Origin of the sequence: Vibrio sp. TH_r3, from assembly GCF_033101115.1 — a bacterium.
Lineage (GTDB): Bacteria > Pseudomonadota > Gammaproteobacteria > Enterobacterales > Vibrionaceae > Vibrio.
The window spans coordinates 83,940-99,130 of record NZ_JAWMPW010000015.1; the positions used below are offsets into that span (position 1 = coordinate 83,940).

General features: G+C 39.0%; 12 protein-coding genes and 1 tRNA gene. 6 read left to right on the forward strand and 7 right to left on the reverse strand.

Annotated elements, in window-relative coordinates; translation table 11 throughout:
* Nucleotide 1: 1 nt before the first annotated feature.
* Together pstA and R3X26_RS13065 are read right to left on the reverse strand one after the other, a co-directional pair.
* Nucleotides 2-1,648: a phosphate ABC transporter permease PstA gene (gene pstA, locus R3X26_RS13060; RefSeq protein WP_317717770.1), complete on the reverse strand. Its 1,647-nt coding sequence runs from the start codon at nucleotides 1,646-1,648 to the stop codon at nucleotides 2-4.
* A gap of 27 nt (nucleotides 1,649-1,675) precedes the next feature.
* Nucleotides 1,676-3,898 carry an ABC transporter permease subunit gene (locus R3X26_RS13065; RefSeq protein ID WP_317717771.1) on the reverse strand — a complete coding sequence of 741 codons (2,223 nt, stop codon included), beginning with the start codon at nucleotides 3,896-3,898 and terminating at the stop codon, nucleotides 1,676-1,678.
* A 216-nt stretch (nucleotides 3,899-4,114) separates the two neighbouring features.
* Between R3X26_RS13065 and ppk1 the strand changes: the two genes are divergently transcribed.
* Nucleotides 4,115-6,217: a polyphosphate kinase 1 gene (ppk1, locus tag R3X26_RS13070; protein WP_317717772.1), complete on the forward strand. Its 2,103-nt coding sequence runs from the start codon at nucleotides 4,115-4,117 to the stop codon at nucleotides 6,215-6,217.
* Complete coding sequence (ppx, locus tag R3X26_RS13075; protein ID WP_317717773.1) at nucleotides 6,210-7,721, forward strand: exopolyphosphatase; 1,512 nt, start codon at nucleotides 6,210-6,212, stop codon at nucleotides 7,719-7,721. Before ppk1 ends, ppx begins: the two co-directional genes overlap by 8 nt.
* Nucleotides 7,722-7,731: 10 nt before the next feature.
* On the opposite strand, the gene R3X26_RS13080 is transcribed toward ppx, so the two are convergent.
* Genes R3X26_RS13080 through phoB form a run of 3 tightly spaced genes read right to left on the reverse strand, consistent with a single transcriptional unit; the run spans nucleotide 7,732 to nucleotide 10,726 of the window.
* Nucleotides 7,732-8,688: a phosphate ABC transporter substrate-binding protein gene (locus R3X26_RS13080; RefSeq protein WP_317717774.1), complete on the reverse strand. Its 957-nt coding sequence runs from the start codon at nucleotides 8,686-8,688 to the stop codon at nucleotides 7,732-7,734.
* The gene (gene phoR, locus R3X26_RS13085; RefSeq protein ID WP_317717775.1) at nucleotides 8,689-10,002 is read right to left on the reverse strand and encodes a phosphate regulon sensor histidine kinase PhoR; all 1,314 of its coding nucleotides are present in this window, start codon (nucleotides 10,000-10,002) and stop codon (nucleotides 8,689-8,691) included. It abuts the gene before it with no gap.
* 34 nt (nucleotides 10,003-10,036) lie between these two features.
* A complete protein-coding gene (phoB, locus tag R3X26_RS13090; protein WP_317717776.1) occupies nucleotides 10,037-10,726 on the reverse strand; it encodes a phosphate regulon transcriptional regulator PhoB in 690 nt (229 codons plus the stop codon).
* Between the two features lie 211 nt (nucleotides 10,727-10,937).
* Here phoB and rdgC point away from each other — a divergent pair, with 211 nt between their 5' ends.
* The 4 genes from rdgC (at nucleotide 10,938) to R3X26_RS13110 (ending at nucleotide 14,322) form a co-directional block, all read left to right on the forward strand.
* Nucleotides 10,938-11,855 carry a recombination-associated protein RdgC gene (gene rdgC, locus R3X26_RS13095; RefSeq protein ID WP_317717777.1) on the forward strand — a complete coding sequence of 306 codons (918 nt, stop codon included), beginning with the start codon at nucleotides 10,938-10,940 and terminating at the stop codon, nucleotides 11,853-11,855.
* Between the two features lie 269 nt (nucleotides 11,856-12,124).
* Nucleotides 12,125-13,483 (forward strand): tRNA 5-hydroxyuridine modification protein YegQ, encoded by a 1,359-nt coding sequence (gene yegQ / locus R3X26_RS13100; protein WP_317717778.1) that lies wholly within the window; start codon nucleotides 12,125-12,127, stop codon nucleotides 13,481-13,483.
* 187 nt (nucleotides 13,484-13,670) lie between these two features.
* Nucleotides 13,671-13,907: a hypothetical protein gene (locus R3X26_RS13105; protein WP_317717779.1), complete on the forward strand. Its 237-nt coding sequence runs from the start codon at nucleotides 13,671-13,673 to the stop codon at nucleotides 13,905-13,907.
* Nucleotides 13,908-14,067: 160 nt separating this feature from the next.
* Complete coding sequence (locus tag R3X26_RS13110) at nucleotides 14,068-14,322, forward strand: YfhL family 4Fe-4S dicluster ferredoxin (RefSeq protein WP_317717780.1); 255 nt, start codon at nucleotides 14,068-14,070, stop codon at nucleotides 14,320-14,322.
* Between the two features lie 271 nt (nucleotides 14,323-14,593).
* Here the strand turns inward: R3X26_RS13110 and R3X26_RS13115 are convergent, their stop codons facing one another.
* Entirely contained in the window at nucleotides 14,594-14,944 is a 351-nt protein-coding gene (locus tag R3X26_RS13115; RefSeq protein WP_195702293.1) for a putative quinol monooxygenase, read from the reverse strand.
* A 96-nt stretch (nucleotides 14,945-15,040) separates the two neighbouring features.
* Nucleotides 15,041-15,117 (reverse strand) — tRNA-Trp (locus tag R3X26_RS13120).
* Nucleotides 15,118-15,191: the final 74 nt, after the last annotated feature.

Consider the following 15,191-nt stretch of genomic DNA (forward strand, 5'->3'; position numbering starts at 1 on the left):
GTTAATCTTGTCCTAAGGCTCGATATTTTTCTCGTAAATTATTACGAATATTGATTGCGGTTAAATTCAGCCCTACCACCACCACCACCAGTAAAAACGAGGTGGCATAGACTAAAGGCCGAGCTGCTTCTATATTCGGCGTTTGAAAACCCACATCATAAATATGATAACCAAGATGCATGAATTTACGTTCAAGGTGCACATAAGGATAATGGCTATCAACAGGCAAACTTGGCGCTAATTTGGCGACACCAACCAACATAAGAGGTGCAACCTCACCAGCAGCCCGAGCAATAGCAAGTATTAAACCGGTAATAATTGCAGGGCTAGCCATCGGTAAAACAATACGCCATAAGGTTTCGAACTGCGTAGCACCTAAAGCATAAGATCCATTTCGAACTGAAGTAGGAATACGACCTAAGCCCTCTTCTGTTGATACAATAACAACAGGTAAAGTTAACAACGCTAAGGTCAATGCCGACCATAATATACCTGGGGTGCCAAAAGTGGGTGTAGGAAGTTTGTCTGCATAAAAGATCTCATCAATTGAGCCACCAATGCTATAAACAAAAAAACCTAAACCGAATACTCCATAGACAATAGAAGGCACGCCAGCTAAATTTATCACCGCCACTCGAATCATTCGTGTCAGGGCATTATTTTCGGCATATTCGTACAAATACACAGCAGCAATAACACCTAATGGCGTCACTAATATAGACATCATGAACACCAGAAAAACAGTACCGAAAATAGCAGGGAATACCCCACCTTCTGAATTGGCTTCACGCGGATTTTCTAGTACAAAACGCTTAACCTGTTTTGCCCAATGAAAAAACTTATCAACGTAAGTCATATCATTGGGGTACCATGCATCTAAAATATGACTGAGAGATAAATTGTGTACAGCTCCAGACATATCTTCAATAACAACGTATTCTTGATCTAATTTAGTTCTAATTTGCGTTAATTTTTCTTCTGCACTGGCAAGCAGTAATTCTAGTGCTTTTTTACTTTCGTCATACTGATTCAAATACTCAGCTGTCAGCTTCCCTTCAAATTCCAATTTTTGTTTGTTTAATCTAAGTTGGCTTAACTTCCAACCAATATCTCTTACTTCATCATTTAAAATACGATCAAGCTCTAATCGTAACGAACGAGCAGAATCAACACCGTATTTTAGATGACTTTTTACATCAAAAGTATAGCGTCCATAGTTGGTTACATAGGCAATCGGCTTACCGAAAAAATCACCATCTATTGAACGTTCAAGCACCGCCCAATCAACTGGAAACTCGGCTGCTGTTAAAGTAGGTTCTAATACAGCAATAAAATCGAGTGGATAAAGTTCTCTATTCGCGATCTTAATACTCAATCGTTGAACGCTGCCATCGTCTAGTATTTCTTGAGGTAGCTGTTGTTGTTCACTTTGAAGCCGAGAAATAGGAACGGATGTACGTTGATAAACTTGGCCTACTATTTTATCGCCATTTTCATTGGTCCAAACGGATAAAGGCATTGGCCAAAAATAGGTTAACCCTTGCCAACCTATCAGCAATAGCAGGCCAAAAACAGAAATCAGACTAATACTGACTGCTCCACCTGTTAACCATATCCAAGGTTTTCCTGACTTAATCCAATGACCCAATATTCTTCCTACCTCAATCTTTTATCACTACATTGAGCTGTATCTGTCTTTCAGTCGCTGTCTTACAATCTCAGCCAGTGAATTGACAATAAATGTAAAAATAAACAGCAATAATGCAGCTAAAAATAATACTCTGTAATGCGTATCCCCTACTTCCGTTTCTGGCATTTCTACTGCGATAGTAGCTGACAGACTTCTCATTCCTTCAAAAATACTAAAATCCATAATAGGTGTATTACCTGTTGCCATCAGCACAATCATCGTTTCACCAACGGCTCTACCTAAACCAATCATTACAGCCGAAAAAATTCCAGGGCTGGCAGTTAATAACACGACATATAACAACGTTTGCCAACGCGTGGCTCCTAAAGCTAAAGACCCATCAGAAAGATGCTGTGGAACAGAAAATATCGCATCTTCAGCAATAGTAAAAATAGTTGGTATAACAGCAAACCCCATAGCAAGACCAACCACTAAAGCATTCCGTTGATCATAACTTATACCGTGTTCGGCTAAAAATAGCCTTACGTCACCATCAAATAGCGAGCGTTCAAGATCAACCGAATAGTGAATACTTAAATAGCTCACAATGACAATAACAGGAACAAGTATAAGCACATGCCAACCATTCGGTAATGTTCTTATCACTGCTTTCGGTAGCAAAGCCCAAAGAAAACTGACTATTAACATAGAGGCAGGCAGCAAGATAATTAATGCCATAACCCCTGTTAAATAAGTCTCTACTATCGGGGCGAGCCATAACCCAGCTAAAAACCCAAGAATTACGGTAGGTAACGCTTCCATTATTTCAATTGATGGCTTCACTACTTTTCTCATAGAAGAAGGCATAAAGTAAGCAGTATAGATAGCACCTAAAATCGCCAAAGGAACCGAAAACAACATGGCATAAAACGTCGCTTTTAATGTGCCAAATGCAATAGGAACAAGACTAAACTTAGCTTCAAAATCATCACTTGCCGATGTAGATTGCCATACATATTGTGGCTCAGGGTAGCTTTCATACCATACTGTTCGCCAAATAGACGAAAATGTCACTTCTGGGTGATTATTGATCAAGTTGTGCACTGTGATTTGGTGCGTATCTAAAGCAATTAAATAACTTTCGTTATTGGATAACGAAACAATGCTTGGCAATTCTGAGTATATTTTGCCACTGAAAAGTTCATTTTCACTAGTCGAGTAAAAACTCTCCATGTTTCCATTTTCTGAAAAGCTATAAAATCCCTTACGATAGGTATCGGTTAGTACAAACTGACTAGGTTCTTTTAACTTAAATTCTCGTATTTTGGTAAAAATACGTTCGCCACTTTTCAATACATCAAACCACTGAGAAACACTGTTATCTTGATGCATAACGAGAATCGAATGTGCACCAGACAATACCTCGATCTGTTTTACTGATTTATTGACATCACCATAAGATAAATCAACAAACTCTCTCACTTGATATTGATCGCCCTTTAACTGAGCAATCATCAATCCATTACCTGACAATACAAATAATTGTTCACCATTTGGTGATATTTTCAATTGATCAATTGGGGCAGGGAAATCAGGTACAGAAAGTGATTTAACAGACCAAATATCAGCCTGTTTCGTTGCATTCGCATTTTTCAAGACTCGAACCGCATCGATCTCACCAGATTCAGTCACGCCAACAAAAGTTCCTGTGTCTTGTTCTATGGCAAAGACCAACTGCTTTATTGACTGATGTTGTTGGTTAAGTAAGATCAGGCTATCATCTTTGTAGACTTTAAGATCTGGCGTGAGAACTCTTCCCTCTGCTGAAAATGAAACCGTAAAGTCAGGCTGAATCGCAATCACTTCACCATTATTATTTGCATATGCGTACCATCTTTGTGATTGCGGACTTTTAGCAAAAACACTTGGCTGCTTAATAATAGATGTAGTTAATAATTCGTTGGCTTTTCCTTGCTCAAAGCCGACATAAATCAAATTACCTTTATCGTCAAAAATAAAAGCATTTTCACCATAATCTCCAACACCCATTCCAACTGCTGGATTCTGTTGTTCATAACGATAGCTTTGTTGCAAATTAACTTCTGCTCGAGAAAAGATTGGCAACACCATAGAAATTAGGTAAAAGAAGATAAGTAAGATCGCAGCCAGAACACCGATACCACCACTTCTAACAATAAAAGCAACGAGGCGATCTTTTAAATATCTGATTTTATCTCGTTCTTTCAATGAAAACTCGGCATCGGCCATGGTGATATTAATCCTTTTAAACAGGGCATCAATAATATTTCGTTTACGTGACAGTTACATTACAATAAATGAGTAACAACTGAAAATTGTCATCAATACCCAAAGTAGGCCACGCTGAAATAATTATGTAACAAAAACAGCCTACCTTTCACTATCTATTTCTCCCTATTTTGCGGAGAAACCGAGAAACACCGTTAATATTTGTCGGAAGGTATCATGAGTGCAGAAAAGCTATATATAGATAAAGAGTTAAGTTGGTTGTCCTTTAATGAGCGTGTATTACAAGAAGCTGCTGATAAAACGGTGCCACTGATAGAACGTATTCGCTTTTTAGGTATTTACTCGAATAATTTTGATGAATTTTACAAAGTTCGTTTTGCTAATGTAAAACGACGTATTCTTATTGCTCAAGAAAGAGGTGATCAAGATGACGGTAAAAACCTACTGGCAAAAATGCAATCTAAAGCTGCACAGCTAGAAAAAAACTTTGATGAATTATATACCGAGTTGTTACTGGAAATGGCACGTCGCCGCATATTTTTAGTTAACGAAACACAGCTAAGTGAAACGCAAGAAAAATGGATAAAAAAATATTTTAGAAAAGAAGTATTGCCGCACATTTCTCCTTTAATAGTAACCGAAGATATTGACGTATTGTCTTTTTTAAAAGATGAATACGCCTATCTTACTATTGAAATGAGAAAGAAAAAGAAAAAAGAAAAGTCTCAGTACGCCCTTATAGAAATACCTACAGACCAGTTGCCTCGCTTTGTAATGGTGCCAGAGCAGAAGGGAAAACGTCGTAAAACTATCATATTATTAGATAATATTATCCGCTATTGTTTAGACGATATCTTTAACGGTTTCTTTGAGTATGAATCTCTACATTGTTATTCAATGAAAATGACCCGTGACGCCGAATATGACCTAGGCTTTGAAGTAGAACACAGTTTATTGGAACAGATGTCTGAAGGTGTCGCGCAACGGTTGACGGCCATGCCAGTTCGCTTTGTATATGAACGAGAAATGCCAAAAGAGATGTTACATTTCTTATGTGAGACGTTAAAAATATCGAATTACGATAATTTAATTGCAAGCGGTCGCTACCATAATTTCAAAGACTTTATTGGCTTCCCCAATGTTGGGCGTGACTACTTAGAAAACAAACCATTACCTCCTCTTACCTGTGCCGATTTTTCAGGTTATAACAACAGTTTTGAAGCAATAAAAGCCAACGATATCTTGCTACATTACCCCTATCACACGTTTGATCATGTTGCAGAGTTGGTAAGGCAAGCCTCGTTCGACCCTAAAGTACGCGGCATTAAAATTAATATTTACCGAGTCGCTAAAAACTCAAAATTGATGAACTCTCTCATTGATGCCGTTCATGGCGGTAAAGATGTGACGGTAGTAGTCGAACTGCAAGCTCGATTTGATGAAGAAGCCAATATTGAATGGTCAAAAGTATTAACGGATGCGGGGGTACATGTGCAATTTGGTACTCCGGGCCTTAAGATTCACTCTAAATTATTGCTAATATCTCGCCGAGAAGAAGGCGAGATTGTGCGTTATGCTCATGTCGGAACGGGTAACTTCCATGAGAAAACGGCTCGTATCTATACCGACTTCGCACTATTAACCGCCGACCAAGACATTGTTGAAGAAGTGAGAAACGTATTCGGCTATATCGAAAATCCTTATCGACCAGTGAAGTTTAATCATCTAATTGTCTCTCCTCGCAATTCGAGAAGTCGATTATACAAACTCATCGATAATGAAATATCACATGCTCGCTCTGGAGAAAAAGCGGCTATCACACTAAAAATTAATAATTTAGTTGATAAAGGGCTGATCAATAAGCTTTACGGAGCCAGTGCGGCTGGAGTGAAAATAAAGATGATCATTCGAGGCATGTGCTCACTCGTTCCTGGTGTAGAAGGTATTAGCGACAATATAGAAATCATCAGTATTGTCGATCGCTTTTTAGAGCACCCTCGTGTCATTATTTGTGAGAATGGAGGTAATCCTACCGTTCACATCTCATCTGCTGATTGGATGACACGGAATATTGATTATAGAATCGAAGTTACTGTTCCTATTCGTAGTGAAAGACTCAAACAAAGAATTATAGATATTATTAATATTCAATTTACTGACACAATGAAAGCACGGGTCATTGATGGTGAAATGAGTAATAATTATGTTCGCCGTGGTAATCGCAAAAAAATTCGATCACAACTTGCAATATATGACTATATCAAGCAAGTTGAGAGACAAACCCAAAAAGACAACGAAAAAGTACCAGAAGATGAATGACAAGATAGACCTTCAAAGACGCAAAGTAGCCGCTATTGATTTGGGTTCAAACAGTTTCCATATGGTGGTGGCACATATCGTTGGCGAAGACCTACAACTAGTCAGTCGTCATAAACAAAGGGTACGACTGGCAGCAGGGTTAAACCGTAAAGACCGCTTACTTGATGAAGCATCAATGTTACGAGGATTAGAATGCCTTGAGATGTTTGCTGAGCGGCTACAAGGATTTGAACCAGACAATGTCAGAATTGCTGCAACTCATACTTTAAGACAAGCTCGTAATGCTAGTATTTTTATGCGCAGAGCCAGAGAAGTCTTGCCTTTCCCTATCGAAATCATTGCTGGTGTAGAAGAAGCTCGCTTAATTTATTTAGGGGTCGCCCACACACAACCCGAATCTAAAAGTAAGTTAGTGATAGATATTGGTGGCGGCAGTACTGAAATGATCATTGGTCAAGAGTTTGAACCAGAATTAGTCAACAGCACCTTAATGGGCTGTGTCAGCTTTACCAATAAATTTTTTGCCAATGGCAAGCTGTCTCACCACAACTTTGCACTAGCCAGTATTGCAAGCCAACAACGGTTTGAATCTTTAGCCAAACCTTACCGTAAAAAAGGTTGGGATGTTGCCATCGGTTCTTCTGGAACCATCAAAGCCATACGCGAAGTCCTAATAGGGCTAGGCTTTGAAGACGGCATAATTACTCAAAAACGCATCAAAAAACTAATTGATAGCTTATGTGCATTCAACTCAATTGATGACATTGATTTTAAGGGGCTAAGCATAGAGCGAAAGCCAGTTTTTGCGGGTGGAGTGGCTATTTTAGATGCCATAATGACTGGTCTTAGCATTAAAGAACTGCATTTTTCCGATGGTGCATTACGTGAAGGATTGCTATATGAAATGGAAGAACGATTTCAGCGTTCCGATATTCGTATGCGCACCACCGAATACTTAGCACGAAAACATATTGTCGATTTACAACACGCAGAAAGAGTACGTAAGCAAGCTAAACACTTTTTGACTCAAACATCATCAGTAACCGGTATAAAAAAAACCGGCGAACTAGCTTCGTTACTTGGCTGGGGAGCACTTTTACATGAAGTTGGCTTAAGCATTAGTTATCAAGGCCTGCATCGCCATTCAAGCTATATTTTACAGCACACCACTATGCCTGGATTCAACCAAGAGCAGCAATTGGTATTGGCAACATTGGCGAGGTTTCAACGTAAAGCGCTGAAACTTCAAGAAATGCAAGAGTTCAACTTATTTAAGAAGAAACACATCATTCAACTCATTCGTATTTTACGTTTATCTATCGTATTAAATGGTCAACGCAATGAAGATGGTCTTCCAGAATTAGATCTCAATATAAAAGATGACGATCATTGGCAAATAGAATGCCATGATAAAAACTGGCTAGAGCACAACAAACTACTCTTTGCCGATTTAGAAACAGAGCAAGGTTACTGGCAAAAAGCTGGATGGTTGCTTGAATTTTAATATAGATCAATCATAGGCCTATTTTATCCAATTCCTTTTTAGCCAAATCACTAGAAATGGATAAATATCCGTCTTTTTCTACCGCTAACTGCCCCTGCTTGGAATAAATAAAACGAATAAACTCCGTTTCAAGTAAAGAAAGAGGCTTAGATGGATGTTTATTTATATAAACGTAGAGGAAACGCGAGAGCGGATATTGCCCACTCAAAATAGTTTGTCGAGTTGCTTGGATATACTCTTTACCATCAATGGAAATAGGCAGTAATTTTGCTCCGGAAACACTGTAGCCAACCCCTGAATAACCAATAGTATTAATCCCTGAAGCAACCGCCTGTACCACAGAAGATGATCCGGGTAATTCATTTACATTGCGCTTAAAATCACCATTACACAAAGCAGCTCTCTTGAAGTAGCCATAAGTCCCTGAAACTGAATTCCGACCAAATAATTGAATACGCCGTTTTGCCCAATCGTTTTTAATCCCTAATTCAGACCAAGATTGGATAGAAATATTGCTACCACACCGCATGGTGGAAGAAAAAATACTGTCAATTTGCTCAAAAGATAATCCTTGAATCGGGTTGTCTTTATGTACAAAAAGCCCAATGGCATCAATCGCGACTTTTAGCTCTGTTGGTTTATAACCATGCTCTCTTTCAAACGATTGCAACTCTTTTAACCGCATTGGTCGACTCATCGGCCCGAACTGTGCCGTACCTTCTGTCAAAGCCGGAGAGGCAGTTGAAGAACCGGACGCTTGTACTTGAACATTAACGTTAGGATAATAAGTTTTAAATGCTTGTCCCCAAAGAGACAACATACTCGCCAATGTATCGGAGCCAACTGATGTCAAATTGCCAGAAACGCCAGACACCTTATTATAATCTGGTAGCTCTTTAGCCAAAAGCGTAAAACTGATGCTCAATAGGCTCGCGGTAATCAATATTACATTGGCAAACAGTTTCATTTACTGAACTGACTCCGATCTCACAATCAGTCGTTTAGGCAATACAAACGAAAACTGACTCCCTACTCCAACTTCACTGCGAATATCTAAAATAGAATCATGATGACTTAATGCATGTTTAACAATAGCAAGGCCTAAACCGCTTCCTCCAGTATCCCGAGAACGCGCTTTATCCACTCGATAGAATCGCTCGGTCAATCGCACTATATGTTGAGGTTCAATTCCTTCACCGCTGTCCTCTACATCTAGATGAGCGCCCATTGCTGTTTCATACCATCGAACATGAATATTGGCACCGGCAGGCGTATATTTAACAGCGTTATAAACCAAATTAGAAATAGCGCTCCTTAAATGGTCTTCATCGCCAAGTACTGTGAGTGATGAATCAATATCAAAACGCAATTTATGCTCATTATCGCCACTTAAAGCAATGGCTTCTTTTTCCAACACTTCAAGCATCGCTGGTACATTAACGGTTTCATCTAAATCATGCATTGGTGCTGCTTCTATTTTAGATAAAGTTAACAGCTGATTCACTAAGGCATTCATGCGATTCAATTGTTCTGTCATAACACCATGAGCTTTAGGCCACATTGGCCCTAAAAACACATCTGGGTCTTCCGTCATTTCCAGATAGCCTTGTAACACGGTCATCGGTGTACGTAGCTCATGTGATACATTGGCAAAAAAGTTACGACGCATGCCTTCTAATTGATTCAATTGAGTGACATCACGAACTACCATTAAATGCTCGCCTTGAGTATACGGTACAATACGCAACTCTAACATGCGCTCAACATTCAAAGGTGAACGCATTTCTAGCGGCTCAGAGAAGTCATTTTTACTTAAATATTTAATAAAATCAGGTGTTCGTACTAAATTCGAAATAGGTTGCCCGGAATCGTCAGGCCAATGAAAACCTAACAAATGTTGCGCCAGTTTATTACACCAAACAATATTACCTTCACTACGAAATACAACCACTGCATCAGGTAACGATTCAGCACCGTTTCTAAACCGACGAATAAGATTAGTCAGATCTTTGCGCTTTCTTCTTTGTCTTTGACCTAAACGGTAGATACCGTTGAAGAGGCCTTCCCAGTGCCCGGTGCCGGAAGGAGGTGTTAAACGCTTTTCATCCCATAACCAAGCAGAAAGTCGAATTTGATTATGAAAGTGCCATAAAAGCTGAATAGCCGTAGCAGCCAAAAGCAACCACGGCATATAACCAAATAACCAGCCTATCATTACCCATGGGGTATAAAAAAAAGCCAATGACCAAATTAGCTTCTTCCAGGTTAACCTTTCTACCATTTAATCATCCGAACACATCTCATATAACACCCGATTACGCTTTGGTCGAAAATCGATAACCAGCACCACGTACCGTTTGTACTAATCGATCATGGCCTTCTACTTCTAAAGCTTTACGCAGTCGACGGATATGCACATCCACCGTCCTATCTTCCACGTAAACATTGGTTCCCCAGACGTTATTTAATAACTGCTCACGGCTATATACTCGTTCCTGATGCGTCATAAAGAAATGCAACATTTTAAACTCGGTTGGTCCCATATCAACAGCTTGATCATTAATCGACACACGATGGGAAACAGGATCAAGCTTTAGCCCTTGAACATCAATAACATCTTCAAGCGCCGTTGGAGAAACTCGTCGAATAACTGCTTTTAATCGAGCAACCAGCTCTTTGGGCGAAAAAGGCTTGGTGATATAATCATCGGCACCGACTTCCAAACCACGAACTTTATCTTCCTCTTCTCCTCTTGCCGTCAACATAACAACTGGGATATTGCGAGTTAGCTCTTCGCGTTTCAAATGCTTAATTAGATTAATACCTGACCCTCCAGGCAACATCCAATCGAGCAATATTAGGTCTGGATATGGTTCACACAGCTTACTTAGTGCCACATCATAATCTTCTGCTTCTACTGCTTGATATCCCTTTTGCTCAAGAACAAAACACAACATTTCACGAATTGGTGCTTCATCTTCAACAACTAGTATCCTTCTAGACATAATTGAACAACCTTTAAGTTTTTATCAACGCTATGCATTATCTTCACTAAGTATGACACTTTTGTGACCTTTGAAAACTATTTTTCACATAACTGTCTTCTGATGTTCATACAGTTTTTAACAACGACACAAGTTCTTTAGATAAAGCACTCAACAAAACACATTTATTCGCCTATTATGTGTCGCCTAAATCTAAGATAAGAGAATGATTATGTGGTTTAAAAACTGTCTGGTATATCGATTCAATCGCGAAATTCAATTTGATGTAGAACAACTTGAAAAACAGTTAGAAGAATTTCGTTTCACTCCTTGTAACAGCCAAGATAAAAGCAAATTTGGCTGGAGCAATGTCATGGGAAAATTCGGTGATGCACTCACTCATGTATCAGGAAATCGTATTCTTATCTGCGCAAAAAAAGAAGACAAAATGCTACCGGCTTCTGTTATAAACGACTCGATGGCAGAGAAAATTGAAACCTTGGAGCAGCAAGAAGGTCGCCCATTAAAGAAAAAAGAAAAAGATAATTTAAAAGAAGAAGTTGTTATCGATTTGCTACCAAGAGCATTTAGCAAGAGCCAATTCACCAACGTTCTGATTTTGCCAGATGAAGAACTTATCATCGTTGACGCAAGTAGCTTTAATAAGGCAGAGGATGTTCTTGCCTTACTGCGTAAATCTATCGGTAGTTTACCCGTTGTTCCTGCTATTCCAGAACAACCACTAGAAAGTTTAATGACCGAGTGGGTAAAAACAGGTCAGACTCCACAAGGTTTAACCATGTTGGATGAAGCCGAACTACAGTCACAACAAGAAGACGGTGGAATAATTCGTTGTAAAAAACAGCAACTCACGTCTGAGGAAATACTCAACCATATTGAAGCAAATAAAGTAGTCACTAAGCTTGCACTCAACTGGCAAGAACATATCGACTTTATTTTAGCCGATGACTTTAGTATTAAGCGTCTAAAATTTAATGAAGAACTGAAAGACCAAAATGAAGATATTCCTAGAGAAGATAGAGCAGCGCGATTTGATGCGGATTTTTCTTTAATGAGTTCCGAATTGGCGACTTTTTTACCTAATTTGTACACAGAACTAGGTGGTCTAAGTAACAATACTCCATCTTAATCTTTTCCTGAATAGGCACTCACGTGATTAGCATTCAGCTGAAAACACTCACACTGAGTGCCTACCTTTAATACTCTGTCTTGACAATATCGCTCAATAAAATAAACGTTATAAAACGTCAATGTCTCTACAAGCACCAAAATTGTTTAATCAAGATAAAACCCAATTATCTATGATTTTGTGCCATTTTCGCGTAATATTCGCGCTCCCAATAATTGCGCTATTTAGTAGCTCGATTCTGACTTGTAATCAGACTAGAGGATAAAATCATGTTTAAACCAGAACTGCTGTCGCCTGCAGGCAGCCTCAAAAATATGCGTTATGCTTTTGCTTATGGCGCAGATGCGGTATATGCAGGACAACCTCGATATAGCCTTCGAGTTCGTAATAACGAATTCAATCATGAAAACCTTAAAATAGGCATTGATGAAGCTCATGAACAAGGCAAAAAACTGTATGTAGTCTGTAATATCCAACCGCACAATTCAAAACTAAAAACCTTTATTCGAGATCTAAAACCGATCGTAGAAATGGGTCCTGACGCACTAATCATGTCTGATCCTGGTTTAATCATGATGGTACGTGAAGCCTTTCCTGATATGGCAATTCACTTATCTGTTCAAGCTAACGCTGTAAACTGGGCCACCGTTAAATTTTGGGCCTCTCAAGGTGTAGAACGAGTGATCTTATCTCGAGAGCTATCTTTAGAAGAAATTGAAGAAATACGAGAGAACTGCCCTGAAACCCAGTTAGAGATATTTGTCCACGGCGCGCTGTGTATGGCTTATTCTGGACGCTGTTTACTGTCCGGTTACATGAACAAGCGGGATCCAAACCAAGGAACATGCACTAATGCTTGCCGTTGGGAATACAAGGTAGAAAAGGCAGAAGAAAGTGATTCTGGACAAATTGTAGAAATCCAAGAAGCAACAGATCGTCCAGAAAACACTCTAGGATTAGGTAAGCCAATTGATGATGTGGTTTTATTATCTGAAAGTCACCGACCAGAAGAAAAAATGGCAGCATTCGAAGATGAGCATGGCACTTATATAATGAACTCAAAAGATTTGCGTGCCGTTCAACATGTTGAGCGTTTAACTAAAATGGGCGTGCATTCTTTGAAAATAGAAGGAAGAACCAAGTCTTTCTACTACTGCGCAAGAACAGCTCAGGTTTATCGTAAAGCCATTGATGATGCCGTTGATGGGAAACCGTTTGATGAAAGCTTGCTTGGAACGCTAGAAAGCTTAGCTCACCGAGGCTATACAGAAGGTTTTTTACGTCGTCACACTCACGATGCGTATCAAAACTATGAATACGGTTACTCTGTTTCTGATAGCCAGCAATTTGTCGGTGAATTTACCGGTAAACGACGCGATGGTTTTGCCGAAGTAGAAGTCAAAAACAAATTTATCGTTGGGGATGACCTCGAATTAATGACTCCTAATGGAAACGTTACCTTTAAATTAGAAGTGATGCAGAACCAGCGTTCCGAATCCATTGATGATGCAAAAGGCAACGGTCACTTTGTCTTTATCCCCGTACCAACTGATCTAGAACTAGATTTTGCACTACTAATGAGAAATCTAGCACCTGGCACAGATACAAGAAATCCGACAGGGAAATAATTTTTTGTATACGTTATCACAAATTAGGACTTCAATTGTTTTGAAATCCTAATTTGTCATACAAAAACAAGATTTTTCTATTGTCAATTGCCTATAAATTATGCATATTAATAAACTCGCTAAATGATTAGCGACTATTACATTCAATGAAAAGTAACTTTTACTATTAAAATCATAAAATATTGCTATGAATAATATCTATAAAATAGAAGCTTATTGTGAAGCAAGTATCAAACAACTTGCTGATTTTATTGCAAAGTCTGGAAGTAAATGTGTGGTTAGGGGATGGGCTGTCATCACTGATCATGTGTTCACAGAAACAGAAACAGATCAAGCATTGCACTTAGTTGCTCGAATTAGTGACAATTTAACTGATGATGATTTATATTATTGGTCAATGAATGATAATAAACAAGCAGCCTAACGGGCTGGTCGTTATTCTCACTTCCTATATCGCCATCACGGTACTCTAATGATGTTTACACGTTTGGTGATATGGTACACTTCGCATAATTTCAAATAATTTTATATTAAAGAGTACATACGAAATGTTATGTGCTCTTTTTCATTATCAAGGTACGCTCATGGCTCTGCTTATTAAAGACACATGCATCAACTGCGATATGTGCGAACCCGAATGCCCAAACTCAGCGATATCTATGGGCGCCGAAATTTATGAAATAGATCCTGCGCTTTGTACTGAGTGCAAGGGACACTACGATACACCAACTTGCCAATCAGTTTGTCCGATAACTAAATGCATCATTACTGATCCACTGCATATTGAAACTGAGAATGAGCTACTAGAAAAATTTGTTGTCATACAAGGCTTGGCCTAGAAAATTGCTGAAAAAATGGTTCACAAAATTCACCATTCTAATTCTGATCGTTTTTACAGATTAAAACTCATACCAATCTAAGTAACAATATGATCTGATCGAAGCTTTCTAATTCAATGCAATGTCGCAGTGGATAGCTTCGATAACGTCAACTTCAAAAACTGACCAGACAACAAAAATCCATCTTTTGAAAACTACGAAGACATCGTTTCGCAAAGACTAAATACAAAAAGCCACTAAATTAGTGGCCTTTTTTATAAACTAAACTCTGCTACTCGAATATTGGAGCATCATAGTTCTCTGCTTCATCCGTATAGGCCGTCACTATCGCATCATCAACTAGGCCTGTCTCAGCGACTACCTGAGTATCGAAAAAGTTTTGTATTTGCTTTCTACGTCCATGCGCCGCCCAAGACTCAGCATCTTTCCAAATCTCGTTAAAGACGATTGTGTATTCGTTTCTTGTTGCACTAGGGTGAGATATTTGACGAGTCAAAAGATATTGAACACAACCTTCTTCTCTATTCGCATCTGGTTCAAGAGCCTTGAGCACTTCAAACAATTCCGCTTCTTTATTTTCTTTGGGTTTAAATTGGGCTAGAACGTAAACTCGACTTGTCATAATACTGCCTCTAAAAATGCCATGTTTTATAGCGTTAAATACAAAAAGGCCACTCAAAGAGTGGCCTTTCTTATTTGCATAAATATGCAATTGTAATGGCAGGGGTGGAGAGATTCGAACTCCCAACACGCGGATTTGGAATCCGCTGCTCTGCCAATTGGAGCTACACCCCTAAAATTTTTTAACTATCTTCTTCAAAAAGATAGTGGCGGAGTGGACGGGACTCGAACCCGCGACCCCCGGCGTG

Bases quoted from the DNA above. Each gene is read 5' to 3' on its own strand.
- R3X26_RS13065 (WP_317717771.1), bottom strand. From the start codon at position 3,898: ATGGCCGATGCCGAGTTTTCATTGAAAGAACGAGATAAAATCAGATAT.
- phoB (WP_317717776.1), bottom strand. From the start codon at position 10,726: ATGTCTAGAAGGATACTAGTTGTTGAAGATGAAGCACCAATTCGTGAA.
- yegQ (WP_317717778.1), top strand. From the start codon at position 12,125: ATGTTTAAACCAGAACTGCTGTCGCCTGCAGGCAGCCTCAAAAATATG.
- R3X26_RS13115 (WP_195702293.1), bottom strand. From the start codon at position 14,944: ATGACAAGTCGAGTTTACGTTCTAGCCCAATTTAAACCCAAAGAAAAT.
- R3X26_RS13110 (WP_317717780.1), top strand. From the start codon at position 14,068: ATGGCTCTGCTTATTAAAGACACATGCATCAACTGCGATATGTGCGAA.
- ppx (WP_317717773.1), top strand. From the start codon at position 6,210: ATGAATGACAAGATAGACCTTCAAAGACGCAAAGTAGCCGCTATTGAT.
- ppk1 (WP_317717772.1), top strand. From the start codon at position 4,115: ATGAGTGCAGAAAAGCTATATATAGATAAAGAGTTAAGTTGGTTGTCC.
- phoR (WP_317717775.1), bottom strand. From the start codon at position 10,002: ATGGTAGAAAGGTTAACCTGGAAGAAGCTAATTTGGTCATTGGCTTTT.
- R3X26_RS13080 (WP_317717774.1), bottom strand. From the start codon at position 8,688: ATGAAACTGTTTGCCAATGTAATATTGATTACCGCGAGCCTATTGAGC.
- rdgC (WP_317717777.1), top strand. From the start codon at position 10,938: ATGTGGTTTAAAAACTGTCTGGTATATCGATTCAATCGCGAAATTCAA.
- R3X26_RS13105 (WP_317717779.1), top strand. From the start codon at position 13,671: ATGAATAATATCTATAAAATAGAAGCTTATTGTGAAGCAAGTATCAAA.